Here is a 26,380-nt window from a genome sequence, read left to right as displayed (position 1 = left end):
CCTTCGCACCTCGAAATTTGTCGAAAAGTAATTGGATCAGTTACCTTCAGTAAAAGTCAATGTTTGATTAAAGCCTTTTTGGCATCGTTTTTTTGCGATAATGTTTGGAATTGATATCATTAGGGTATGAATTACTGCATTTTCGCTGTCGCACTCCATGTGAGTGCGTGGATTGAAATTAAGAGTTTTCAATCCACTTCCTTACTTTAACAGTCGCACTCCATGTGAGTGCGTGGATTGAAATCAGATTATCGAAGGCCCGTTTGCTGGTGAGGAAAGTCGCACTCCATGTGAGTGCGTGGATTGAAATTCTGCCTGATTATCATAAACCCGATGATATTGGGTGTCGCACTCCATGTGAGTGCGTGGATTGAAATTTTGCCGATCCTAGTGAATCAGCGCAAAGAGCAGTCGCACTCCATGTGAGTGCGTGGATTGAAATAGCGCTGGTATAAAACCATACAGATCGTTTCCCGGTCGCACTCCATGTGAGTGCGTGGATTGAAATAATGTTGAATCTAATGATTTTGATGTTGTTACCGTCGCACTCCATGTGAGTGCGTGGATTGAAATAATTATTAAGTTATTATCGTTGATAAATGCTTCTGCGTCGCACTCCATGTGAGTGCGTGGATTGAAATAGCCCCATACGTCCACTTATCATATTGTGTGATCAAAGTCGCACTCCATGTGAGTGCGTGGATTGAAATGCAGCATCGGCGCCAACTTTAATACCATCCAAGAAGTCGCACTCCATGTGACTGCGTGGATTGAAATAATTCAAATCGTGGCAGATGGCTCATGAACTCGGAGTCGCACTCCATGTGAGTGCGTGGATTGAAATATATTTGCTCATCCATATTCTCCTCCTGTTTTGTGTCGCACTCCATTGAGTGCGTGGATTGAAATAACCTCTACCAGTGTTGCGACTATATCGTTTTTACGTCGCACTCCATGTGAGTGCGTGGATTGAAATCACTTGCATGCCATATTTCAATAGGCCGTAGTCCTTGTCGCACTCTATATAAGTGTGTGGATTGATGCGATCATAAAACACGTTGAAACTTTTTCAACGCCCGCCAGCCAGAAAAGAATGGAGGACACATTACTATAAGAAAACTCGTGGAAAGCTACCATTATTTCTGTACTTGTGGATCAGTAAGATGATATTGGGAAAATACTAGTTACTGTTCTTATATTTATAACTAAGCAAAAATGCGTTTTACGAAATTTGGCAGTGACAAACTATACGACATGTATTTAAAACCAGTTATCGTGTACGAGGGGAATGACGTTGTTATTGTACCCTCGTTATTTATGATAAGTGACTTTTCACGAACTTTCCTTCATCTGTTAAATAAACTAAATGTAAATTTAGAAACACGGGGAGACACATACGAAGCTTGTATGCGGGAGGATTCCTGCAAAATGGCTTCACAGTTTTAATAATAAGGTTCCTTATATGCAAGAGGAATATACAAATCGGAGGTATAGATATCACCGCTCGTCTAGGAAATTTTTATATGTAGGTGAAACCAAAACCAAATTTGAGCCCTTAATTCAAAAGATCAAATCAATGCCGATCGCACAATTGGTAAAGCAGTTAAGCAAGCCAAAAGCTTTGTTAAGTAATTGAGCGTGCCCAAAAGAATTCGTTCAACGTTTTGATATCTCCAAAAGAGGAGCTTTCAACATTGACCAATCAACCGTTCGTAACCATAAATTGTTTTTATGGCTCGTGACAAGTCATTGATAATATTCCTACATAGATATAAGTGCCATTGAAAAGTATTTTGATGGCGAGATTAGAACTTACTACTGTGATAAAGTTATCGCTCTCAATTAATCCGATCTAAGGGATCGATTCGCCGCAAGAGTTTAAGGTTCATCTGTATTCTCCATATTTCCTTAATCAAGATGTATATAATTTCAGTCTTTACCCACTCCTGCTTTTTTCTTATGAGTTTGCCTTTATGTCAGTTGTGCTTCCTCATCATGATTGTTTAGCAGAAGAGACCCAATTTACAAGGCTTTCAGCTAGAAATGCAACCACTTTCCAATGAAATTAAATTAGGAGATTGTTAGAAGTTAAGATAAGACAATTGAATATGACCGATTTATGTGAGATAATATATTGAGAACATAGGTTCTTAAACCTAAGAATGGGACTGTGATAAATGGGGAAATCCATCGATGCAATAAATGCCGGTATGACGTACCAAAATCTGTATTTTTGGTTTTTTGCATCCGAGTTACTACATAATAATACCAATGTTAAAGAAGTATACTACGAAGATGATCGAATTAAATCTCTTGATGATGTTGTAGTTGAGTATTTCGAACCTATAACAGGTGATTATGATATTGCAGACGAAATCACCATGGACTTTTATCAAGTGAAATATCATGTTAAGAATACACATCAAATTGAATTGTTAGACCTCATTGATCCTTCTTTCATTAATGCCTCCACACACTCGTTTTTAGATCGTGTTCGCGATGCTCTGTCGCAAGGGTACACCAATGCTCGTTTTCATTTAATAACACTCTGGAACATAAAAAAAGGCGATCTTTTAGAGACTTTATTGGATAATCATCACAATAAGTTAAATTTGAATGCCTTTTTTGACGGAAAAAAGAGAACTAAAATAGCACAGGCTCGGAAATCCATGATGAAACACCTTGGGTTAAATGATGAAGGAGAGCTGCGGAAAATCTTGAGAAGTATCCGCATTCAGCATAGTAAACCCGGTATTTCTATGTTAATTAGAGATCTGCTTAATTCAAAATTAATGCTTGCAGGGCTTAGGCCCATTGATTTTAAAGTGCTCGTAAATCCTTATAACGATTTAATCGTTAATTGTGCAAGCAAAGGAAGTAAGCGCTTCAACAAGGAAACTCTATTGAGTTTGTGCCGAAGAGAGGGACTATATACAGGCCTGCAATTAATCATAGATGAGATTTCTGTTGGAATTCGTAGCTTCCTTTCTTATGCAGAAAATTTAGAGGAAGAGACTAGCCACTTACTATGTCTTTGTGACCACTTCGATGGACGGCTAATTAAACCAGGAAAAACGTGGAACGAAGATATTGCACAGAAGTTAAAAGAGTTCACAAAAGGAGTCTTTTCACCAGGCAATGCCTACTTGCTTCAACTCAACACACACCTCTCCATAACTTTTGCTTTAGGGTTAACTCTAAATCCTAAATCAGGAGTTAGAGCATTTCCTGTTCAGCGCGGAGACGGTTTAATTGCATGGATTCCGGATGTACATTGCCAGGACCAAAGCTATTCAACTTTCCTCGAAGAGGTTTCAGATAGCACTTCAACTGAAGGAGATACGGTTGTTGCCATTAGTGTAACTCGTGATGTAAAACCTCATGTTGAGTGGCATATTGAGAATAGCCAACTCCCTGTGAAGACCTTTTATCATTTCCGTATGCCGTCAGAAGGATTTAAAGCTGTCAAGGATGGTACGCATGCTTGGAAACTAGCTGAGCAAGTAATCAAAGCTTTAGATAAACGCAATCCAAATCAAAGAAAGGGGAAAGTTCACTTTTTTATTTCAGCGCCTAATGGCTTTGTTTTCTTCTTAGCTCAACAAGCTGCAAATATTCCGGAGATTGTTCTATATGAACATAACTTTTCTGGCGATGGATCATATATCCCTTCTTTTTTGCTCCCACACTAGTACAATGGAGGTTTTCATATGAATATTCCAACTTACTTTGCAAGATTCCTTAAAGAAATTCGGCTAACAGGTAATCAAGTGAATGATCTGATTAAAGGTCACACCACTTTAAGGAATAGGTTGCTATGGACAAACCTTTGTCCATGACACCCGACCTTGAGTAGAGGTGCTTATTGTAAAGTTTATTTATATATGTTTTTCATGTTGAGGCATCGATGATTTTTTGCTATGATTTCCAGTGAAAGGTGGTCGATTTTGATGGCAAATCATTTTGCCAATATGCTACGCGGCTCATGCAAAGCCTATTCTTAGGGGCGAACCTTTGCATGGGCGGACATAAGCAACTCTGTTCGCCCACGTGACGTTTCTAAGGATGGGCTCTGCACCTTATTGTTCAATTATTATAAGGGAGTTGAGTGCATTGACCAATCCATTCATTAGAAAACATCAAAATCTCGTGGATCTTCAGAATCACGTCCAGCAGTTGTTAGATGAACTCGCGGAAGACGATATCGGCGCAGGATTTCAAGCAGCAGCCTATTGGCGCGGAGAGTTGGTTCTGAATGCTTTTTCAGGCAGCGCGGATTCAGCAGGACGACGATCCGTTGACTCAGATACCTTATTCGTTGTGCAATCTTGCTCCAAAGGCATTGTTTCAACTGCCATTCATATTCTCGTCCAACAGGGCAAACTAGCTTATGATGAACGGATTTCCCATTACTGGCCCGAATTCGGAGCGAATGGTAAGGAAAAGATTACTCTCCGCCAGGCGCTTACCCATACGGCAGGAGTTCCCTTGATGCCCACGTACGCGGATATGCGGCTCATCACGGAATGGCGAGCGATGGTCAGCGAGATGGAGAAGCTTGAGCCAATCTGGGAACCTGGCAGCAAGTCTGGTTACCATGGTCTGACCTTCGGCTGGATTTTGGGGGAAACCGCATCCCGAGCGGATGGGCGGACTTTTGCTCAAATTGTTCATGACGAGATATGCAAACCCTTAGGCATTGAAAAGGATCTGTACTTAAGTGCTTCCTCGGAAGCAGAATCCCGTATAGCTGAGATTAGCGGTGAAGCCGTACCGATTGCTTCCATGCCGGATGACATGCTTTTCAAGCGAGTTCTGCCTCCTGCTCTGGTCCCAGTTACAAATTCTGAATGGAATTCGCCCTGGTTCCATGCAGCGGCCGTACCTGCCGTGAATGTCGTCGCTACGGCTCAGGCGTTAGCGTGTATGTATGCCTCACTGATTGGCCACGGTGTGGATGGTGGTAGACGTCTGCTCGAGCCAGCTTCCGTAGTGGAGGCGACGTCACTGCATTTTGAAGGCATCGACGAAGTTGCGCTCGCTCCCATTAAATTGGGACTTGGCTATAGCCTTAGTCAAGAAGGTGATACCATGGGTGGCAACCCGATGGCTTTCGGCTATGCCGGTTTGGGCGGTATGATTGGATATGCCGATCCATCGAAAAGCCTTGCAGTGGCGGTACTGTGTAATCGTATGAAGGTTGGAAGGGGAAAGCGGTCTCCCGATCGACTTGTATCTGATCTAATCCGCGAGAAACTAAGTAATGTTGAATCATAATTTTATGCCTTGAAAAGAATGGCCCGACATCGTTTTATAGTCGGGCCATTCATAATTCGTGCCGGCAGACATAAATTAATCACGAACTTATTTATTTTGAGCCTGAAAATTGTAATATATGATGTATGACACTAAATTAAAATCCATATACGGAAAGGGATTTGTTCGATTTATAGACATATGTACAAAATACAGCTTTTGTGTATATGTTAAAGAAAAAAAGGACTACCAACTGTTATTAGGTTTTTGTTTTAAATCAATTAATAAAAATTCATGAAAAATCAAGAAACTTACAAATTCAACGGTGTTCTGATGAATACTATTCAAGCCATTTATAGGGTAATTAGAGTGAAAGATTCTACGGCATTTAAAGGAATATATTCTGAATAAAAAGGAATATTTTCATTGAAAAATGTTTATTATTCAGGAATTAGGAAATAAAAGTTTTGAAAGGAGATGATTATGATGCACACACCAAATATCGTACCCCGGAGTTCTAAATACGGTAATAATTATTGGAGTTCGCTCGGACCTAAAGTGGGTATGAGGGAGGTCACACTTTATAGTGACCTGGAATTTGACCATTGGGTACGAGTTGAAACTTCGCCAGGTGTGGAAACTTATTGTGAACAATATCCTAAAATCAGCTATGTTTTTAATGGTGAGCTACATACAAGTATTTTTGACATGTGGGTTCAGATGAAAAATGGAACTGTAAAATGTTGTGAGGTTAAATATGAATCCGAGTTAAATCCCGAAAATCCACGTAACTCTCGAACATTGAAACAAATAGAGGCACAGAAAATCAAAGGCTCAAGAAAGGAATGAAACCCAGATTGTTAAATGAATCAAAGCGTACAGAATTTCTGTTTACACAAGTCGAACAACCTAGAACTATTCGAGGTAGTATTTCCTCAGGAAAGCGTCCTTACATCGAATATATGGGAGTTGAATACCGTAATGAATTACTAGTAAAATCTGCTCATTTAATTGGTACAAAGGTTAATGTACACATAAATGTAGATGATCTTCGTACGATCAGAGTGTTTCTCCCAGATGGTAGTGAGTTTGGAGAGCTGATTAGGGGAATTACTTTCTTCTTCTGCTTGTCGAATAACTTGCTGTACTTTTGCTATTCGATTTCCTGAGCCTTTCTTGTCCCAAACTGAAAACAAGAACTAGGTACCCCCTTGGGTAAAGAATATGATCTTATTATCAATCATCATATTATTATAGGTAAGATGCAAGGAAAGAATTCTTACTCCTTTTTACCACTTTAAAACTATATATTAAGATTCTCCGTGGTCGTCTTCCGATTTTTACTAACTTCTAAGGATACGAATCCCGGTACGGTTGTGAGCTGACCGGGGGTTACGTGTCCAGAACTTTAATTAGTTTCGGGGGCAAATTTAGATACGCATATAAGCAATCGGGCTTTAACCATTTCATCGAATCAAGCCGCTGCTAAGAACGTTTCAATTGGAATGATGATCACAACTACTGTCTAAACAGTCTCATTTCCCCAAATGCTTACCATATCATTGATTTGAAGCGATACGACCCTTAGTTCACCGCCAATGGCATAGAGTTCAAGTCCCTTACTTTCCAAATCAGGGAAAATCATATCTGAAATGATTGCTTTTCCCTGATTGCCGAAGACCTCGATACTTGACCAATCCACATAAATACTCAACTGTACCCGTCCATGCTCTGGTTTCATTGGGGCCTTGTGTTTTGCTGTGAAATCGGAATGGAAATCAGTGGCGCTCGACTTCGTCCGATCAACGAACAACTCCCCACTCGAAATATTATATCCGATGATCGTCTCCTGATTGGAAGACTTCCGCACTTTAAACCCGAATTCCACTGCCGTACCGATTTCAAATTCTGCAATGATTTCTGCCTTTGCCGCAGAAATATCAGACAACACGTTCATACCTGACTTAATCGTCAAATCTTGCAGAGACAAAATCGGTTTTCTTAGCTGACTTAATTCACTTATGGGTGCTTGGATTAAGTGAAGCCCTTCCGGATAAGTTCTAAGCTTTATCTCCCGGGGGATTGATGTCTGGCCACGCCATTCCTCCGAAGGCAGCATGGTAGCATAACGCCAATTATTCATCCAGCCAACCCAAATCTTTCGTCCGTCCTCGTTTGGAACGCCACTCCAGGTCACAGCAGCGTAAAAATCTGATCCGTAGTCTACCCATTTGATGCTATCGATAGATTCTAACATTTCCTCCAAAGTAAATGCCTTACCGTCAAAGTTGCCTATGAAATACATCATACCCGAACCGCCTGCTGGTGGCTCTGGATCGTTTGGATTCACACCATTCCTATCCCCGACGCTTAGCATCAGAATCCACTTCATGGTATTCGGATCCTCATCAACTTGGACTCGAAATACATCAGGACATTCAAATATCCCTCGGTGGATACCCGGAATGTCAGAACCGAATTCGCTTGCAAAAGACCATTCTTTCAGATTTGGAGACGAGTAAAATTCTACACGATCTCTTACGGCAAGAATCATGATCCACATTGATGACTCATCATGCCAAAACACCTTCGGATCACGAAAGTCTAGCGTTTCCGTTGGGAATAAAACCGGGTTGCCTTCATATTTTGTCCAGGTTCGACCTTTATCCTTGCTGTAAGCAATGCTTTGCACCTGCGACTTTCCAGGCTGAGCTCTGTTGCCCTCATTCGTATAAATTGCTACCAATCCTGATCCTTCTTCATTGAAAAATCCACTTGTATTGTTCTTATCCACCACCGCACTTCCCGAGAAGATCGCTCCGTCCTCCCCAGGCGGAATTGCCGGTGGGAGTTCGTCCCAATGCACTAAATCCTTGCTTACCGCATGCCCCCAATGCATCCTACCAAAGTCAGGCCGCGTATCATGGGGCGTATGCTGGTAGAACAGGTGGTACTCTCCTTCATAGTAAACCATGCCGTTGGGATCATTCATCCAATTATACCCAGGTGAATAATGAAATTGAGGTCTGTACGTCTCTCTATAATAACCGTTTCGTGATTCTTTTCTGCTGCTATTGTCGTCCGTTAGGTTTATATCTTTAATGGTATCCACTCTCCTCTTGACTTGATAAGGTATTTTAGTGAATTAATTGAGTTTGTTCGTTGGCAAATGTATTTTGAGATGCTAGCTTTTAGATGTTTCAGCCTTGATCTTTAATATATCTGTCATAGCCTTTCTGTTTGATTTGTAGCCATTTGTCAAGTCCCAGCCTGGACAGCTCTGCCTTATATTCCGCCCATTCTTCCTCAACTTTGCCCGTTTTGATCCATTCCGCCCGTTTACGGTTAACGTAAGCAAACAAATCGGTTTCCAGTGTGGAGATCTGCTTTTGGTCCTCAAGCGAGAAGAAGACTTTCGGGAAATTATGATCAGCCTTCATATAAGGAACGAGTCTTTCCTTCATCAATTTAAGCCGACCCTCTGCATCGGCGGGCTTGGTCGTAACGTTTCCATAATACTCATCAAGAATTGCCAATGGACCACCGATATTCGTTTTTTGCCGTAGCTCGACAGGGGCAGTTCCCTTAAGCGGAAGATGCTTCAGCATATGACTCGCTTCATTGTACTCAAAAATGTTCTGCTGAGATTTATCGCCGTAGGTACCCCAGTTGTCCTGTACGGACTGGATGGGATCATATAGCTGGTCAATCCATTTTGCCGTAAGCTCGAGATTTTTGTTGGCGCTGGTAATCACCATTCTGCCCCGGTCAAAGCCGAAATTGTTCGTCCGGGTTACATTGACTTCACCGCTTGGTCCCGCGAGTGGATTCATCAAATCATATTTATCGTTGTCACCTGAAATATTCGCCTTATCCCATTGGAAGTAGAGGCCATATCTTTCACTCTGGCCTTTGGCCAGATACGTGTTATAATCCTGCTCGAATGACTCCTCGTCGATCAGGTTAAGTTTATACAGCTCATTAAGGTATTTAATCCCCTCTTTGTAACCGTCCTGATCGGCGGTGAAGACCACTTTCCCCTCATTGGTGACTACCGTATGATCGCCGTTGTCTCCAAGACCGAATGATCCGAATAGAAAATTCAGGTCCTCATTGCCATTATTGAGTATGAAGGACAACGGAATTTCATCTGCTTTGCCATTTCCGTTAGGGTCGCCATTTTTAAATGCGACCAGGACTTTTTTTAAGTCCTCGGTGTTTTTTGGCATTTGAAGCCCCAGTTTTTTCAGCCATTCTACATTAATCCATGGCATAGCATTTACAGAATGAATGCTTTCCTTCCCGGCTCCCAGCTCCTCAATCCAGGGAAAAGCATAAATGTGCCCATCCTGTGCAGTCATCATGGATCTATACTCAGGCGCTGCTTTCAATACCTTCTGTAAATTCGGCATATATTTATCTATCAAATCCTCCAGCGGGATAATGGTTCCATCCTTTCCGAGGTTCAATAAATCGTAGTCGGAATATCCCGCATCTAGTATGGCATCTGGAAGATCCCCGCTGGCAACCGCCAGGTTTCTTTTCTCAATGAAAGAATCAGAGGTGAAGTTGGTAAAGTCGATATGCACACCCGTTTTTTCTTCCAGTCTTTTATAGATCAGCTTTTCATTTGGATCGGAAGGTGCCAGCGGCGAGCTTTGAGTCATAAAATGCAAGCTAACTTTCTCTTTAAGCGGCAAAGTGACATTGTTTAGCTTGTAATCTTCGGATGCAGCAGAATTATTGTCCGCACCGCCGCATCCGGCAAGCAATGAAGTAGAAAGTACCAGCACTGACAAGGTTAGTAATGTTTTTTTCATCTCTATTCCCCCGGTGTATTATTTGATCGAACCTACCATTGCACCCTTTTCGAAATACTTCTGAAAGAATGGATACATGACAATCAAGGGCAAACTTGATATGACAATAGCAGAATATTTAATCATTTCGGACAATTTCTTAAGCTCCGCTTGCGCCATTGCATCGGCAATCATACCGGGCTGAACCTGATTCTGTATCAGAATGGAGCGTAGCACCAGTTGAAGCGGAAACAACTTCGGATCATCGAGATAAATCATGGCGTCGAAATAAGAGTTCCACTGCCCAACAAAAGCGTATAATGCTAGAACAAAGATAATAGGCTTCGACAACGGCAGGACGATTTTAAAGAAAATACTGAGCTCGGAAGCTCCATCTATGCTCGCGGCCTGGAACAGTTCTTTGGGAAGCCCCTGGAAGTAAGTCTTTGCCAAAATAATATTGAACACGCTAATCGAGCCGGGGAGAATTATGGCCCACACCGTATTCAGCATGCCTAAATCCTTAACCACGAGATAGGTCGGAATTAGACCGCCACCGAAAAACATCGTAATCAGGAAAAAGATCATAATCGGCCGTTTCCCGACCAGCCCTTCAATCGCAAGCGGGTAAGCTGCGAAGACGGAAAAAAATACGGTTGCGAACGCAAAGGCTGCTGAATAAAAAATAGCATTAAAAAAACCACGGACCATGGCACTGTTGTTTAGGATTTTGGCATATCCTGTGACTGTCCAATCAGATGATGTAATGGCCAGCCCTTTGGTAATCAGGGTGTTTGGAGTCAAAAAGGATGCAAGCACCACATAAATCAGTGGTAACAGAATAGCGAGAACAAACAATCCAAGCAGAATATAATTGATGATGAGCAAAATCCGGTCCTTCCCGGTGTAATGAATATCCATGAATACCTCCTTTTCTAATACAGCCCTTCCCCTTCGTTCAGCTTCTTGACAACGGTATTTACGAAAATCAGCAAGACTACATTAATCACGGAATTGAATAACCCGATTGCCGTAGAGTAGGCATAATCACCGGATTGCAACCCCACCTTGTATACATAGGTCGCGATGATTTCAGAGGTTGGCGTGTTCAGTGCTGTTTGCATTAGGTAAGCCTTTTCATAACCGATCGACATGATACCTCCTGCAGCGAGAATAAACAGGACGGCCATAACGGGTTTGAGAGCCGGCAGATCAATGTGTAAGATTCTCTTGATCAAAGAAGCGCCATCAATTGTTGCAGCGTCATGCAGCTGCGGGTCCACATTGGACAAGGTGGCCACATAAATGATAGAGGACCAGCCCGCTGTTTGCCATATACCGGACAAAATATATACCGTTCGGAAATATGCAGGGTCAGTCATAAAAGAAATTGGCTTACCGGTAAAAGTTGTTACCATAGCATTCACTATTCCAGTTGGCGATAGAAAAACAAACAACATGCCAGCAACAACAACAACCGAGATAAAGTTAGGCGCGTATACAATAAGCTGGATATTTTTCTTAAGCTTCGCTCCTCGGATCAAATTTAGCATTAAGGCCAGAATGATGGGTACTGGGAAACCGAGAATAAGACCGTAAGCGCTTAATTTAAGCGTATTCATTAAAATGTCGTAAAAATTTGGCGACGAAAGAAACCGCTGAAAATGTTCAAAGCCAACCCATTCGCTATCCACGATACCTTTACGTGGACTGAAATTTTTAAACGCAATGATCGAGCCGTACATGGGAACATACTTGAAAATGACGGTTAGAATTATGGACGGAACCAGAAACAAATATAATATATAATTTCGAACCATGTAGCTTAGCCAATGGTTTACTTTTTTTGTTTCTGAAGCCCTAACTCCCCTTTTTTGAACGATCGAGTTTGCCAATCTTTTCCCTCCTACTGTTCACGGCTTGTTATAAAAAAACAAATCATAAGCCATGTTATGTCATTTCTCTGACATAATTCACCAAGATGTTTTTCAAGCTGGTAATGTCCCCACCTCCAACAGAACTAGCAATTTACACTTTCGCAAAATGAATGGGTTTACATTTTACATTTGAACATTTTTACTCTTACAATTTAACAGATGGACATTTAATAAGTCAATATATTTTGGGCAAATAAATTCATCATAAATGCATAAACAAGAAAAATGTATTACTTCCAAAACTAACTCTCTAAAAATGCTGCATAAAAGTTGTATAAATGTAAAATTAGCTTGTTCATTTGAATAAATCATTTGTTAAAAACATAAAAATACTATATATTTATAGATATGAAGAAACTTAAAAACTTAAATAGGGAGAATAAGGTGGAACAATATGACGAGAAAGTCTAAGGTTACTATTCAGGACATCGCTGATGCCTTGGGGATTTCCAGAAACACTGCATCCAAGGCGCTTAATGGAGTGGAGAGTATTCCTGCCAATACCAGAGACAAGGTAATCAAAAAAGCAGTGGAACTTAAGTACAAACAGTTTTCTTATATGGAAACAGCCTCTGAAAAACAAGGCAATATCGCACTTATGACCTGTAATCTTCCCAATAGCTCACACTTTGGATCGCTGCTTATCAGCGGGCTGGAGAAGGAAATCAGCAACCAGGGCTACACTTTATCCATTTTTTTTGTCCGTGAGAACGACATCAATACGATGACCCTACCTGGTAATTTCGAGCCTTCGAACGTGGCTGGCATCTTCTGCATCGAAATGTTCAACAAGGAATACAGCAAGCTGATCACGGATCTTGGCATCCCAACCATTTTTATTGATTGCGCTGCGGATATAGTGTATCCGGAATTAAAGGCGGACCTGGTATTAATGGAAAATGAGCACAGCACATACTGTGTTACCCGGAAATTAATAGATCATGGATATGAGAGCTTCGGTTTTGTAGGCGATTACAATCACTGTAAAAGCTTCAATGAACGTTGGACCGGATTCAATAAAGCCCTGGCAGAAGCCGGAATCCCCCTGGATCCTGCCCATAGCATTGTAGCACCGGACCGCAACTTCTTTATAGAGATGGAGCAACAATTAGATGCCCTGAGGGATTGTCCCTCCGTCTTTATTTGCGCCAATGATTTCATTGCCATCCACGTGATAAAATCGTTGAAGAACAAGGGGATTAAAGTCCCCGAAGATGTTGCTGTCTGCGGGTTCGATGATGCTTCGGAATCCCGGGTTGTCGAGCCCCATCTTACAACCGTACATATTTACAGTAGTCAGATGGGTATTATTTCAGCCGAAATGTTATTATCCAGAATCAAAGACAATAACATGCCCTACCGAGTGACCCATGTGGCAACGGATATCGTATACCGGGACTCGACGCCTGCTCTAAACTAAATCTGCCAAGAGGTGCATTAAAGTGAAAAATGACGGAACGGTTCTTTGTGTGGGCGAGCTGCTCATTGATTTTTTCTGTACAGATATTGACGTCAATCTTACCAAGGGTCAGCATTTCTCCAAGCAGGCCGGCGGTGCTCCGGCAAATGTAAGCGCAGCCGTAGCCAAGCTCGGAGGAAAAGCGTCATTCTTTGGGAAAATCGGAGCTGATCCCTTCGGTATATACCTGAAGCAAACGCTGGAGGAGCAGCATGTGGATACTTCCATGCTTCTTTTTGATCCGGAAACACCGACTACACTGGCTTTTGTTTCCCTTGCCGCTAACGGCGAACGAGATTTCGTATTCAACCGCGGAGCTGACCGTCAGCTGTCTCAGCAGGACATTGATAGAGAATGGACTCGACAGGCTGCCATTCTACATTTTGGATCGGCAACGGCCTTGCTTGCCGATCCTTTCCGGGAAGCGTATTTGTCTTTATTGGACGAAGCGAAAGCCAATGGGCAATTTACCTCCTTTGATCCCAATTATCGAGGGGACCTCTGGAAAGATAGGCTGGAGGAGTTTATAACATTGTCCAGAAGAGGAATACACAATGCGGATTTCGTAAAGGTAAGCGAAGAGGAATTAAATATCATTACCGGGCTGACTGACCGCAATGCTTCATTGGATCTTTTGCATGGGTTGGGAGCCAAAACGGTGGCAGTTACCATGGGGAAAGAAGGTACCCTCATCTCAAGCGGTACCTCCCGTTCGCTAATCAGCAGTATTACTGTTAAATCTATCGATTCTACCGGTGCCGGTGATGCCTTCGTCGGAGCTATGCTGTATCAAATCAGCCAGCTGAGTCAGCCCAAGGCATTTACCTCCGATTGGGAGCAACAGCAGGAATTTATAACACTTGCCAATCAAGTCGGCGCTATCGTGTGCACCAAAGTTGGAGCGATTGCAGCCTTGCCATCGTTGGAAGAAGTTAAGCTTTTCGTAGAGCAACAGGGTGAAACAAAAATCGAAGCGTAAGAACAGCAAAGGTGTCCCGACGATTATCCTAGGGTCGCTGGACACCTTTTTAGTTATTCTTTGGAAAGTGAAGTGAGAAAACTAAATCATTTTGAGGGAGTTGAGTGTAGTCTTACTTCCTAACGAAAACCGAGTATTTTTCTGGATTTGCAAAACTCAATTTCCTAGCCAAATTGATTGAGGCAAGATTATGAATGTCACAATCCCATTTTGGTGTTAACTTTCTATTTAAACACTCCAGAATAAAAGCTTCTGAGGTGCATTGAGCCAATCCCCTACCTCTAAAATGATCATTAGTAACAATATCTATTTCTGCAAATCCTAATGACGAGAATATTGAAACACATTCTCCAGCATGCACATTGTTTTGAGTTACAGAGAAACCGAATCCTTTCGTCATAAAATTTTCTACCGTTCCCCAATACTTAATGATATATTCTATGTAAAAATTTCTATTCCCGTGAATCGATTCCTCATTTGTCATATTTAGTTGAAAGTTATCCGGTAAATTAGTTTTGCTTAATTTAGAAAAATTATCCTCATTAAATTTAAAGGAATACCTTTGCAATTGTTTCAACTCTGCCCCGAACAGCTTCTTGATTCTGTTATCCCAATTTAAAGATGAAGAAAACAAAGTAAATCTCTGATTAGCAATCTTCCTACTCTTAAATTTGACCATAAGCAGGTCTAAAAATTTATCATTTTTCTCGTTCCCAACAACTACATATATACCCGCAGAGGTTCCTATTAATGCTGAACACTCATCAATAACGATTTCTCCAGTAATATAATTATCTAATACCGAGTAAGCGAATGTAGGAAGAATGTTACCTTTATTTTCTCTGATTATACTTCTTCCAGCAATTAAAGAAGTTGAATACTCTATCATTACAAACAAATGCTTTCCACAGGATACTATAATTTTGTTCAAACAATAACATGAAGACTATCGCTTAATTTCCACAAAATTAACTTGCATTTTTTTGCAGTTCAAGTCAATAACTTATCTAATTAGACATCTTTCTAATTTGATAATAATATAATCAGTTTACTTTGACAATTATAATGATATGATTACGAATTTTAATTAAATTAAACTAACCTGCCCTGCCCCGTTAGCGTAATGAAGCACCCGTAAGTCTTAAGCTTTATTCTCTCAGTCTACAACTTTATTTTCCGAGTCTAAAACTTTATTTTTCAGTCTAATACTTTATTTTCTGTGGACACCAAAAGCCCCTTTACGCCAAGCGAAGGGGCTTTTCTACAGGATAGAACTAAAAATCAGAGCTTACTTTCCACCTATTCCGTCGCATTTCATCCGTTGCAGGAGTCTCTAAAGTAAGCTTTGAACCATCCTCGGATATGGTCAAAGCCCTATTATTATGAACTGAGATAATGGCAACCGAACCATCCCTATTTTTGTGTACAATCCACCGCTGATTATTGTAGCCCAAATAAGAATAGAGCTGAATTTTATTGTGCTCTGCGTCCAAATCCAGCGCCTGGCCGGAGGTCGTTCGGATGGAATAGGAGTCTGCATCATCTCCGGTCGGGACAAACACCCATTTTTGATCCGAGGCTTCATTTGCATCCTGTACACTAACTGCTTCGCCATTTGCCAGGCGGGCTGTATATATGGATTTTTGGAACGCTGCGTTCACGAGGCTTGATTCCTTCGACTTGGTCGGTTTTCCTCCTGTCACATTTACATTCTGATAAGAGACAGAGCCGCCAAAGACATGAAGTCCGAAATGACCTTCGGCAAAGGTCCCATCCTTCAGATCCATTATTTTCAGCCCTCCCACATACACCACGATATGCGGACCTTCCGCTTGAATCTTTATTTCATAGGTTTGGCCTGACTGGATGAAGGCCGGGACCTTCGCCAGAACCTGCCGTTCCTCGAACCGTCCATTGATTTTGTAGAACAGGCGAATAGACTTCATGTTAGGATCCAAATTCAGGTAGTAGCCGCTGTGCCCATCCTCGCTTGCACGGAACAGAAGTGAACCAGCCCCGCCGGATGTGCCAAGCTTCAGTTCAGCTTCATAAGTAAAATCACCCGCCTGCTCCTGAGCCATATAATTCGCGTCGCTGGAGTACCTCCCACGAATTCCATCCTCGCTGACTACCCATGAAGCCATAGACGGATCTTGGGTCCAGCCGCTGAGACTGGTATGGAACTCGCCGCCGGAGACTTTTACAAGAAGGCTGGAGGATACCTTTCCATTCGGGGTAGATACAGTAATGACGGACTCGCCTTCTTTTTTGGCCATAAGGGTTGCCTGGGAAGCGCTCGCTCCTTTTATGCCTATCACCTTGGCATTGCTGGATTTCCATTTCAGCGGGAGAACACCGTTGCCGGACCCATTCTCCACTGCCGCCCGCAGCGTTTCGCTTTGCCCTATCCCCAGTTCACGGTCACCCGTATCCATTATAATCCGTTTTGCCGTATCCCTGTCCGAATTCCACACCGATCCAAGCTTGTTTACCGTCAGAGAAACAAGCTTCACATTGCCTCCCTGGGTATAGAAGCTCATCTCCCTGCTGGCCGGATCAGGAAATATGGCCTCGGAGAAAACCACCTTGCCTCCATTAGCGAAGATCTCAATAGAGGATTCATCCACTAAAATTCGCATCTGAATCTGCTTGTTCTCGGCTTTCATCTCCGTTTCATGTCTTGTAGTAAACAGATTGGAGAAATCCGTAGCTCCGGAAGCAGAACGGTCCACGAACAATTTGCTTTCGCCTGGCTTATAACCCACCACAGTCTTCTGGTTCGCACCTTCACGTACATTAAAACCAAACTCTGTTACGTTACTTCCAGCCGGAATCTCCAGTTCGGCTTCAATCTCATATGCTCCAGAAACAAGTCCCCTCAGCAGGTTTGGAGAAGATGGATTGATCATCTTGTCAGTTGCAGAGAACAGCCTACTGCGCAGATGCTCCATCTCCTTGACCGGACTCTGCGCGAGACGGAGCCCGTCGGGGGTCATGACCAGGGTAACCTCTCTTGGGATAGTCAGTTCCCCCTTCCAGCCCGAAGTCGGGAAAGCGAACGGATAATCCCAGTTGGACATCCACGCCAACATTACTCTGCGCCCATCTGTCATGTCCGAGAAAGACATGGATGCATAATAATCCTTGCCAAAATCCGTTCTCAGCACCTTTCCTGCCGGGTTGTCATTTACGAATTTCCCCTCTGCAGTCAGACTTCCCACAAAATACTCTGAATCTGAACCTCCTGTTGCTGGATTCGCGCCTGTACTGATCATGAGAACCCACTTCTTCTCTGACGTTCCCTGCACTACCAGCGGGAACAAATCAGGGCATTCCCACACACCGCCACGAATATAATCTCCATAACCCCAATTATCGGTTAATGTCCAGTCCAGCAAATTAGCCGATGTAAAGAACCGGATATGATCTCCACCGGACACTACCATGACCCAGCGGTTATGCTCGTCATCGCGAATCACCTTGGGGTCGCGGAAATCCCATCCCCCCGAATCTTCCCCGTTCTTGCCGGGGTTCTCAATCACAATCGGACGATCCTTAGCATATTCCCACGTACGCCCCTGATCCTTGCTGTAAGCAAGGCCAATGCGCTGGTTGCCATTTGGACCATCCGGGTTATAGGAGGTATAATAGGCGATCAGACCTTTGCCGCCCGAATTCGTGAACAAGCCTGATGTATTCGTTACATCGGCCACAGCAGATCCGGACCAGATATGCCCGTAATCATTCCACGGAAGTGCAATCGGCAGACGTTTCCAGTTCAGCATATCCTTGCTGACGGCATGAGCCCATGTGCCTCCATCCTGATGGAAAAGATGGTACTCACCTTCGAAATAGACCAGCCCGTTCGGGTCACTGGCGTAACCACGGATCGGTGTATAATGATACTGAGGACGGTAGGTTTCAGTATAATAGCTGTTAGCCTCCGTGACATAAGTATTCTGGAAGTAAGCGTTTCCCTTTTTCACAACAAGACCGACGTTTCCTGTTGAATACGAATGATCGGTTACATCGATTGCTGGCGGAGTATAACCGTCCACGAAAATTTGAATCCGGTTACCCATCGCCTTTACTTCCACATAATGCTTCGCCCCCGCTAAGCTCGGATAAGATCGCTCTGAGCTTGTAATTGCAGTTCCATCCGCTTTCGTCAGGGATACGCGAACCTGCTCTCCTTCCTTCACCAGAGTGGCTTCATATCCACGGGCTCCATCGGTAGAGGAGCGGAAAGCAAGAGCGGCAGCAGCATCGGAGCGGAAAGCGATTGTTCCTTCATATACAAAGTCAGCAGCTTGCCTGCTATATATTTGCTGGGCCTTGCTCTGGTCTACAGACGTTCCTTTTTGGCCGCTGAGGTCAGGTTGCCACTGTCCTTTTTTTACAAGCACCATACCCAAATTTCCTTTGAGATCGCTAACGGTTATGTTCTGGAACAAGGCAGACCCATCCCAGACGTGGACCCCAAGGCGGCCGGAGCGGTATGAACTGTCTTGAATATCAATCACAGGCTTATATTGAGTTCCCCAATAAACTTTCAGCGAGGTCCCTTCAGCCTTTACCTTGAGATGATAGATCTCCCCTGCCTTGAGAGAAACCTGATGCGCTTCATTTAATTTACCTGTCCCACCGACCGCATCTTTTAAACGGATAATACCGGACTGCGGTGAAATTTGAAGCATATACGAATTCAACCCGTCTTCATTAGAACGGAAGAGCAAAGAAGCATCCGCTTGCATATCCTTGATCATAACATCGGCTTCATACAGGAAATCATCTGCTATCGTTTCAGAGATGGCCATTATGTTCTCCTGCGGATCAGATGTCAGCAGGAGCCCTTCTGCGGAATCTCCCCACTTGCCTTTTCCCTTTACCTGCCATCCTGTCAAATTTGCATTTACATTGATAGCGTTTTCTAAAATAGAAAGACCCTCCTCTTCCGATTTTCCTGTGTTACTTTCCGCACGTGCAGCCCAGCCGGTATCAGGACTAGCAGCGTAAACTCCAGATGAAGTCATAATGATAGCCATCACAATGAGGATGTGCAGCACAGCTTTGAATTTCTTTTTCATCGATTACCCTCCATTTCTACTCTATCGAATAATCATCTTTAGAAGGCGGCCAATTACAGCACAGTAACTGGCCGGGATAGTGGCTTCAATGGCCTTTATGGCATCCCTATGTTAACGAATTTCATCTTCAGGATGCCGTCTGGTCAACATTTGTCCACTCTTCGGGTATACAAGTATACGTATAATTTTACCTTCCGAATAAACACCAACACCGTCCCCCCGTACCTACGATATATCACAAGCAGTAGGACATTCTTTACGCAGCACCCCATCTAAATCATGCTATAAATTGCTGCATTGACATTTGTTTCCCAGCCAAACGGGAACGGCAAAACCCGCCGCAAAATACTCAGTGTTTGTAATTTCCGACCCCGACTTAGGAGTTGGCGTAACGAACCTGTAATTTGGCTATCCGGCGGAAAAGCTCAATAAATTCTCAGACGGTTATACAGAGCTCATTTTAGTTTACCTCCAGCTTTACCCTCAAAATATTTGTGCATATAATTGTTCATTATGTTTACATTTATAATCAATATTTATAAACATTAATTTATATAATGAAAAGTGTAGCGCTTTCAAAAATAAAAAGCAATGAAAATTTCACTCACTCTGTTACTTGTTTAAGTTTATATATTTCCTTGATAGCAAACCCTCACCAGAAGGGATCTAGCTCTCTTTCTTTTCTTATAAGAACACCGATTTATCCTATATAGTATAGAATCTTTTCTTATGTAACTCTTACTACAAAAAAGGCAAAGAGTAGTGTAGTATAAGAGGGGAATGTTTATTAATAGTATGCAAGATCAAAGAATTGTTTCCAACTAAAAACCATATTTACATTTACATTTCGATAAATTTTTGTTTATCATTTAAGATTCTATGAAACAGGGTAAAAAGGAGTTTATTATGGCTGAGAAAGTAACGGTTCAAGACATCGCGGATGCAATGGGGCTGTCTCGAAATACCATATCCAAAGCCCTCAACAACCATCCACAAATTCCAGAGGGCACAAAGAAGAAAGTAATCCAAAAAGCAGCGGAGATGAAATACAAAAACTACAGTTTCATGAATGGAGGCAATATTGCTCTTCTTACACGAGCGGACATTAACGCCATCAGCTTCTACTCTGAAACGATTAAAGGGATGGAAACCTCCCTACGCGCTGAAGGCTTTAATCTGATCTTATCACTTGTCAATCCTGGCGATATCTATTCATGCACACTACCCCCCAATATTAACCACTCAAATGTGAACGGAATTGTTTGTATTGAGATCTTCCAAGAAGCCTATATTAAAACTATTCTAAACACGGGCATTCCAACGGTGTTTATCGATTTTTTGCCAGAGTCGTTGAACTCTCCACACAAATTCGACATCCTCTTGATGGAGAATCACCGCACGACATACAATCTTACTCGTTCTCTCATTGGACGCGGTCATTCGGAGATCGGATTTATCGGAGACCACAATCACTGTCGAAGCTTTTATGAGCGTTGGCTTGGTTACGATCAAGCCCTCCGAATGCATCGCGCTTCATCTGGAGAGACGTTCAGCATTACGCTTGAGGACAACAATCCTTATCTATCTGCTGAGTGGATGCTTGAACAGTTGAAGCAGCTTCCAAAGCTTCCGACAGCATTTGTTTGTGCCAACGATGATATTGGAATATCGGTTATTCGTGCCCTAAAAGAGTTGCACATCGATGTTCCTGGACAAATTGAGGTAACAGGTTTCGACGATATTGCTAATGCCAAGATTATCGATCCTCCGCTCACGACCATACATACTTATCCGTACGGGCTCGGTACACGCGTCGTTGAGTCCTTGTTGGCTCGATTGGAGCAGCCGGATCGACGGAATGAGACCATTCATCTTGAGACATGCATCGTTCAGAGAGGCTCCACGAAGTCTTCCTAATCAAGTTGTATGTAGCAAAGATACAAGGAACCATTTTTATTCACTTTTGTCTTAGGGTCTTTCGGGACCCTTGATTTGAAAGATAATATGTAGTATTAAAAGATGGGGGCGCTGAAAAGTTAATTATAGAACTTCCAACCAAAAATCGCTTTTCAACTTCAAATGGTTGGTTCGATTGGGGTCTTGGGGAAAGAATGAGTTGAAAAATCAACTTGATCCGGATGGCTACCGTTCTGAATCAGTAAAGCCATACAATCTGTTGCTTTCGATCCAGCGAGCTAATGTTTATTCACTTTTCCTGGCATCCACGAACTTCAACTCGATGAGCGCAGACCATGTAATGAGTCTTACTTCAGCCATATACGACGCTACGAAATTTGCTGTGAGAGCGATTTCGGAGGGGTTGCGTCAGGAAGAATCCTCTGAATTGGGTATTTGATCCACCAATATTTCACCTAAGTTCCTTCTGAATTTCACCAGTCGGGAATCCAACAAGATTTGAAGATGCCGTGATACATTAGCTAGCTACACTCATCCCCGTCTGTTGTGCTAACAATTCAACAGGTTTTGGTCCATTGGAAAGTAGATCCAAAAGTTCAAGGCGTTTATCACTGGACAAACATTTCCCGATTCGGGCATATTGTTGAATAGTCTTTCTTTAATGGAAATTTCAGAATTTGAATGCATGATGAATCCTCCTTTAAGTCTAGATTAAAATCGGCAATTGCTTATTCGAAGCATTGCCGATTTCCAGTCTATTTATCTGGAATTATTGTTTTGTCAAATTAGTAATTTTCTCTTTCAGTATATGCTTTTGGTTAACACCCACCATCGTGTCAGCTAGTTTACCGTCTTTAAACAAAAGAAGTGTGGGTATGCTTCTAATGCCAAATTGCGAAGCTAGTTCCGTCTCATCATCGACATTGACCTTTGCCAGTGTTGCTTCCCCCTTTAGCTCGTTAGCTAACTCCTCAACAATTGGAAGCTGAATTTTACACGGGCCACACCAAGGTGCCCAGAAGTCAACCAATGTTACCCCTGTTTGAATTTGACCATGAAATGTTTCTTTTGTTAATGTTATAGCTCCCATAAAAAAGACCTGCTATATTTTGTAGTCAACTATTCAATTAATTAGTTGAATTATAGTATAACTTTTTTTTGTTTCGTCAAGTCTTTTTATCTTTGCAGGAATAGATCCGTTATCTCAAGCGAGCTGTGACTCCGCCATCTAACAACATAACAATACCTGTAATCCACGAAGCTGAGTCACTAGCAAGAAATAGGATCGCTTCAGCTACGTTCAGAAGTACGCCGTTCCGACCGATCGGATGAAAGGCATTAAAATTCAGGAAGCACTTTTGCTACTTCCTCTTCACTTATAAAGGTGTTGTATATTGGAGTTTCAACAACTGCACGGTATTCACTCGAAAGTGATTCCCGGCGAACTCAATTGCTAGATTTCGAGTCAGGGCGCGTCTTCCTGCCATAGCTGCTGAGTAGGCAGATAAGCGTTGCTTCTACTGCCTGAATTGCCCACATAAAAATAGCCGACTCCATTGAGTTGGCTATTTTTATTAATTCTCCGAATAAGTTGATTGACGTAGGCCTTGGAAAACCTACCGGATACTTAAAAGCCGCCTCCCGGGTGAGGGCTCATTGTACCTTTAGCAATTGTTTCATTTCATGTAGCGATATTCCAGGAGATTCTTCAAATTGGAGATTTTCTGCAACAGCTCCCCCCCGACATTGGTTTCCCTCACCAGCTTCCGCTCCAGTTCTTTGTCCACCAGTCTTTTTACAGATAATACGTCCGTTCCGTTACATAACACATCTTCTTTTGAATTAAATTTCTTATGGGCGACGAGCTGCATGCCAAAGGAATTATACAACAAGGTATATCCGGCGATGCCCGTTGTGGATTGATAGGCTTTGGAAAAACCGCCGTCAATGACGACCATTTTCCCGTTTGCTTTAACGGGATTCTCTCCATGAATTTCTTTAACTGGCGTGTGCCCGTTAATGACATGTCCATGATCCGGATTCAAATCAAACTCCAGCAGGATTTTCCGACAGATCTCTTCATTTTCACGCAAATGGTAGTAAGGGTTCTTTCTCTCCTTATGGGTTTCTTTATCTTGGATAAAGTACCGTTCAAAAGTGGTCATTTCTCTCTTTCCAAAGAGCGAGGAACATTCCCCTGTCCAGATGTACCATACCATATCCGTCGCTAGATCATCTGTCTCTTCCGGATGCGCAAAGGCGTAACGTAAATAATCTTCAAAAACATCGAGCAACTGACGGCCCGAATACGTCTTGTCATTAATCTGCATTTCTTGCATGTTTCCTTCTTCATCCAAAGGAATACAACCGTGGATTAACAGATTCCCGTTGTATTTTAAATAAAGGCTGCCCTTTTTCATAAGAAAATTCATATGTCTGGCCAGCTTTTCGGAATGCTGAACGGAGAACAGCAGCTTTTCCATCACCTGCTGTTCTTCTTCCAGCAATTGTTCAGGCTGCTGCGGATTTACGGTTGCGAAACAGGTGTTTTCCAGCGGGTAAGTTTTTCCGCCAATCTTGACTTCATTTTTGTCGTAATCGATCTGCTCAAGCAAAAGCCTTTCAGACATATTAAAGTATGGGCGTCTCTTGATAATTGGGATTTCAAGCTTAAACTGGATCAAGGCAATGGCTTGATGAATTTTGGTAATCTGCAGGATTTCCTGCTCCGATGCGTTATGGTCGGCCTGCAGCTTCGGTCTGAAGGCCGGATTGTTGTCATAGTATTTCTCCGCCAAGTTCAGAAGTGGACGAAGATTAATTCCGTATACGTCTTCAACGATGTCCAAATTGTCGTATCTGGCGCAGATCCGGATAATATTCGCAAGGCAGACCAGGGAACCCGCATAGGCGCCTATCCACAGGACATCATGGTTCCCCCACTGAATGTCTACAGAAGGGTAGTTGATCAGCGTATCCATAATTTTGTCTGGGTCAGGCCCGCGGTCATAGATATCTCCGACCACATGAAGATGGTCAACCACTAGGGACTGGGTCGTATAAGCAAGGCCGATAATGAGCTTGTCCGCCTGGCCCAAGGAGATAATTTGCTGGTATATCTCCTCATAATAAGAATCCTTATTGTTGGTCAAATCCGTCTTGTATAGAAGCTCTTCTACAATATATACAAACTGCTCCGGCAGAGCTTTACGCAATTTCGAGCGCGTATATTTGGAAGAGGCATAAGAAATGAGCTTAAGCATTTGTTCAATCGTTTGTCTATACCACCGGTTCAAGGCTTGTTTATTGCACAGATCCGCTTTAACCAGCTGTATTTTTTCTTCCGGATAATAAACTAACACCGCAAAATCATTGATTTCATTATCCGTCCAAACCTCACGGAATAAATCCTTGATTTTCTCCTTTACATTACCCGAACCGTTTCTTAGTACATGCTGAAAAGCATGGAATTCCCCATGCAAATCACTGACAAAATGCTCAGTTCCCTTGGGAAGATTGGAGATCGCTTCAAGGTTGATGATCTCTGTTATGACTTTTTCTTCCGTATCATATTTCTCAGCCAATAAATCTAGAAACTGCTCATCCAAAACAGATGTCCCCCTTCAAGGAAGTATGGTGATGTATAGCGGGTCCAAAAGCTTTATTCAACCTACAATTCTATAAATGATTTTTTACATACGGAATATTGGCGCTTTCGGAATGCCATCCGCACAGGTCGTTAAGGCTCGATGATATCGCTCTTTATGTGGCATTGATTTTAACAGATTTCCAATTCGAAAAATAGCTAAAGTAAAAAAACATTAGGTTTTGATGCCTCTTCACCTGTATGGTTAATAATAAAAATAAAATTATTTATGTGGTGATATCAGCACAACTTTCCCCCATCATACTCCAGTCCCTCATGAATGAACAAACTTCATCCAACATCTGAGCAATTTAGGATTCGTGCTTTACAAGTTTTCAAAAAAAGTGAATCATCAATTCTCCTATTTCCTGAGCATGTGTTTCCAAGGCAAAGTGTCCTGAGTCCAGTAAATAAATTTTCGCATGGGGTAGATCCTTTTTTTAAAGGCCTTAGCGCCTTCAGGAATAGATAAAACGTCATTCTTTCCCCAAGCAGCCAAGAAAGGTGGCTGGCGCTCTTGGAGATATTGCCGAAACTGTGGATACATTTTCACATTAGTTTGGTAATCATAAATTAAATCCAACTGTTTTTCATCATTTCCAGGTCGAGACATATACGCAATGGCTAGCGCATAGCCGTCTGGGGAAACCATGTTACCTTCTGTTCAATCAACGAATTGATGTTTAATGGTAGTTAGAGCAAAGGTATTCGTAACATGTTCTGTCCCCTCTACAGGATTATGTTTCACCGCTTACCGTGTTCCCACACTCTTCTTTGTATAACCACCAATCCCACTCATGCTGGATTTTGCGATGTTTTCGGCTTGGTATGACTCACAATCATGGTCCGTTAAGTCGTAACGGAGCGGGTTACCGAGACTATCGACAATCGCTTGTATTTTCGTCGTTATTCCGCTTTGGGATCGTCCGATCGCTTGGAATTGTTTCCCCCTTTTGCACTGATCCGTGTTGATGGACGCAAAATATCGTGGCATCGATCATAATGTTTCAAAGTCAGGTGTGATGGAAACATGCTTCTATTCGACCCCAAATTCCAGCTATCTTCCAGTGTCGGAAACGCGTGTACACGGTCAAGAAAGTCTCGCCATGGCGCTCCGGATCTGGCTCCCCAAAGCATAGCGTTCAGCATCATTCAATGATCTTTTGCTATTCGCCCTCCCTAAGGTTATCGTTCTGAAGGTAGTAGATGTTGTTTATTACGGGGCCCCCCCCTAAAGCCGCTAAATAAGCAACTTTATAATGGGACCATGTTTTCGTCTCCCGACAGCAGCCTGGAGATA

At 42.6% G+C, this 26,380-nt stretch carries 17 protein-coding genes, 1 pseudogene and 1 CRISPR repeat array; of the genes and pseudogenes, 7 read left to right on the top strand and 11 right to left on the bottom strand.

The genetic code is table 11. The annotated features are described in order from the left end of the window. Positions 1–147: 147 nt before the first annotated feature. Positions 148–844: direct repeats of the CRISPR family, unit length 32 nt; unit sequence GTCGCACTCCATGTGAGTGCGTGGATTGAAAT. 1,333 nt (positions 845–2,177) lie between these two features. The 4 genes from JO375_RS14515 (at position 2,178) to JO375_RS25075 (ending at position 6,425) form a co-directional block, all read left to right on the top strand. Further along, positions 2,178–3,692, top strand: coding sequence for an SAVED domain-containing protein (locus tag JO375_RS14515; RefSeq protein ID WP_229525140.1), 1,515 nt, complete (start codon positions 2,178–2,180; stop codon positions 3,690–3,692). A gap of 457 nt (positions 3,693–4,149) precedes the next feature. Beyond that, complete coding sequence (locus JO375_RS14510) at positions 4,150–5,277, top strand: serine hydrolase domain-containing protein (RefSeq protein ID WP_229525139.1); 1,128 nt, start codon at positions 4,150–4,152, stop codon at positions 5,275–5,277. Positions 5,278–5,739: 462 nt separating this feature from the next. After that, positions 5,740–6,105, top strand: a complete 366-nt coding sequence (locus tag JO375_RS14505) for a TnsA endonuclease N-terminal domain-containing protein (RefSeq protein ID WP_229525138.1) — start codon at positions 5,740–5,742, stop codon at positions 6,103–6,105. Continuing rightward, positions 6,102–6,425, top strand: a complete 324-nt coding sequence (locus JO375_RS25075) for a Mu transposase C-terminal domain-containing protein (RefSeq protein WP_377532357.1) — start codon at positions 6,102–6,104, stop codon at positions 6,423–6,425. Before JO375_RS14505 ends, JO375_RS25075 begins: the two co-directional genes overlap by 4 nt. 356 nt (positions 6,426–6,781) lie before the next feature. Here JO375_RS25075 and JO375_RS14500 read toward each other — a convergent pair whose 3' ends face one another. The 4 genes from JO375_RS14500 to JO375_RS14485 all read right to left on the bottom strand — a co-directional run bounded on the left by JO375_RS14500 (position 6,782) and on the right by JO375_RS14485 (position 11,875). Then, complete coding sequence (locus JO375_RS14500) at positions 6,782–8,368, bottom strand: glycoside hydrolase family 32 protein (RefSeq protein ID WP_229525137.1); 1,587 nt, start codon at positions 8,366–8,368, stop codon at positions 6,782–6,784. A gap of 88 nt (positions 8,369–8,456) precedes the next feature. Then, positions 8,457–10,076, bottom strand: coding sequence for an ABC transporter substrate-binding protein (locus JO375_RS14495; RefSeq protein ID WP_229525136.1), 1,620 nt, complete (start codon positions 10,074–10,076; stop codon positions 8,457–8,459). Between the two features lie 18 nt (positions 10,077–10,094). After that, entirely contained in the window at positions 10,095–10,976 is an 882-nt protein-coding gene (locus JO375_RS14490; protein WP_229525135.1) for a carbohydrate ABC transporter permease, read from the bottom strand. Positions 10,977–10,990: 14 nt separating this feature from the next. Further along, the gene (locus JO375_RS14485) at positions 10,991–11,875 is read right to left on the bottom strand and encodes an ABC transporter permease (RefSeq protein ID WP_229525183.1); all 885 of its coding nucleotides are present in this window, start codon (positions 11,873–11,875) and stop codon (positions 10,991–10,993) included. A gap of 511 nt (positions 11,876–12,386) precedes the next feature. Here JO375_RS14485 and JO375_RS14480 point away from each other — a divergent pair. Continuing rightward, complete coding sequence (locus tag JO375_RS14480; protein WP_229525134.1) at positions 12,387–13,412, top strand: LacI family DNA-binding transcriptional regulator; 1,026 nt, start codon at positions 12,387–12,389, stop codon at positions 13,410–13,412. A gap of 22 nt (positions 13,413–13,434) precedes the next feature. Then, positions 13,435–14,430, top strand: coding sequence for a carbohydrate kinase family protein (locus tag JO375_RS14475; protein ID WP_229525133.1), 996 nt, complete (start codon positions 13,435–13,437; stop codon positions 14,428–14,430). Between the two features lie 112 nt (positions 14,431–14,542). Here JO375_RS14475 and JO375_RS14470 read toward each other — a convergent pair whose 3' ends face one another. Continuing rightward, on the bottom strand, positions 14,543–15,361 hold the full coding sequence (locus tag JO375_RS14470) for a GNAT family N-acetyltransferase (RefSeq protein WP_229525132.1): 819 nt from the start codon (positions 15,359–15,361) through the stop codon (positions 14,543–14,545). Between the two features lie 343 nt (positions 15,362–15,704). After that, positions 15,705–19,517, bottom strand: a complete 3,813-nt coding sequence (locus JO375_RS14465; RefSeq protein ID WP_229525131.1) for a GH32 C-terminal domain-containing protein — start codon at positions 19,515–19,517, stop codon at positions 15,705–15,707. A gap of 906 nt (positions 19,518–20,423) precedes the next feature. On the opposite strand from JO375_RS14465, the gene JO375_RS14460 reads away from it, so the two are divergent. Continuing rightward, a complete protein-coding gene (locus JO375_RS14460; RefSeq protein ID WP_229525130.1) occupies positions 20,424–21,434 on the top strand; it encodes a LacI family DNA-binding transcriptional regulator in 1,011 nt (336 codons plus the stop codon). Between the two features lie 462 nt (positions 21,435–21,896). On the opposite strand, the pseudogene JO375_RS14450 reads toward JO375_RS14460, so the two are convergent. The 5 genes and pseudogenes from JO375_RS14450 to JO375_RS14430 form a co-directional block, all read right to left on the bottom strand. After that, a pseudogene (locus tag JO375_RS14450) lies at positions 21,897–22,083 on the bottom strand (ArsR/SmtB family transcription factor); the annotation flags it as partial. Positions 22,084–22,203: 120 nt separating this feature from the next. After that, a complete protein-coding gene (gene trxA / locus JO375_RS14445; protein WP_229525129.1) occupies positions 22,204–22,524 on the bottom strand; it encodes a thioredoxin in 321 nt (106 codons plus the stop codon). A gap of 109 nt (positions 22,525–22,633) precedes the next feature. Then, on the bottom strand, positions 22,634–22,720 hold the full coding sequence (locus tag JO375_RS14440; RefSeq protein ID WP_229525182.1) for a hypothetical protein: 87 nt from the start codon (positions 22,718–22,720) through the stop codon (positions 22,634–22,636). Positions 22,721–23,110: 390 nt separating this feature from the next. Then, on the bottom strand, positions 23,111–25,042 hold the full coding sequence (locus tag JO375_RS14435; protein WP_229525128.1) for a fructose-1,6-bisphosphatase: 1,932 nt from the start codon (positions 25,040–25,042) through the stop codon (positions 23,111–23,113). Between the two features lie 399 nt (positions 25,043–25,441). Beyond that, positions 25,442–25,693, bottom strand: coding sequence for a hypothetical protein (locus tag JO375_RS14430; protein ID WP_229525127.1), 252 nt, complete (start codon positions 25,691–25,693; stop codon positions 25,442–25,444). Positions 25,694–26,380: the final 687 nt, after the last annotated feature.

The sequence above is a fragment of the Paenibacillus farraposensis genome, from assembly GCF_020736845.1.
In the GTDB taxonomy this organism is placed as follows: Bacteria; Bacillota; Bacilli; order Paenibacillales; family Paenibacillaceae; genus Paenibacillus; species Paenibacillus farraposensis.
This window is presented reverse-complemented; position numbering and strand designations above follow the sequence as displayed.

Coding starts and splice junctions, on each gene's coding strand:
- JO375_RS14515 (WP_229525140.1), top strand. CDS start 2,178: ATGGGGAAATCCATCGATGCAATAAATGCCGGTATGACGTACCAAAAT.
- JO375_RS14505 (WP_229525138.1), top strand. CDS start 5,740: ATGATGCACACACCAAATATCGTACCCCGGAGTTCTAAATACGGTAAT.
- JO375_RS25075 (WP_377532357.1), top strand. CDS start 6,102: ATGAAACCCAGATTGTTAAATGAATCAAAGCGTACAGAATTTCTGTTT.
- JO375_RS14495 (WP_229525136.1), bottom strand. CDS start 10,076: ATGAAAAAAACATTACTAACCTTGTCAGTGCTGGTACTTTCTACTTCA.
- JO375_RS14490 (WP_229525135.1), bottom strand. CDS start 10,976: ATGGATATTCATTACACCGGGAAGGACCGGATTTTGCTCATCATCAAT.
- JO375_RS14485 (WP_229525183.1), bottom strand. CDS start 11,875: ATGGTTCGAAATTATATATTATATTTGTTTCTGGTTCCGTCCATAATT.
- JO375_RS14480 (WP_229525134.1), top strand. CDS start 12,387: ATGACGAGAAAGTCTAAGGTTACTATTCAGGACATCGCTGATGCCTTG.
- JO375_RS14465 (WP_229525131.1), bottom strand. CDS start 19,517: ATGAAAAAGAAATTCAAAGCTGTGCTGCACATCCTCATTGTGATGGCT.
- JO375_RS14460 (WP_229525130.1), top strand. CDS start 20,424: ATGGCTGAGAAAGTAACGGTTCAAGACATCGCGGATGCAATGGGGCTG.
- trxA (WP_229525129.1), bottom strand. CDS start 22,524: ATGGGAGCTATAACATTAACAAAAGAAACATTTCATGGTCAAATTCAA.
- JO375_RS14430 (WP_229525127.1), bottom strand. CDS start 25,693: ATGTCTCGACCTGGAAATGATGAAAAACAGTTGGATTTAATTTATGAT.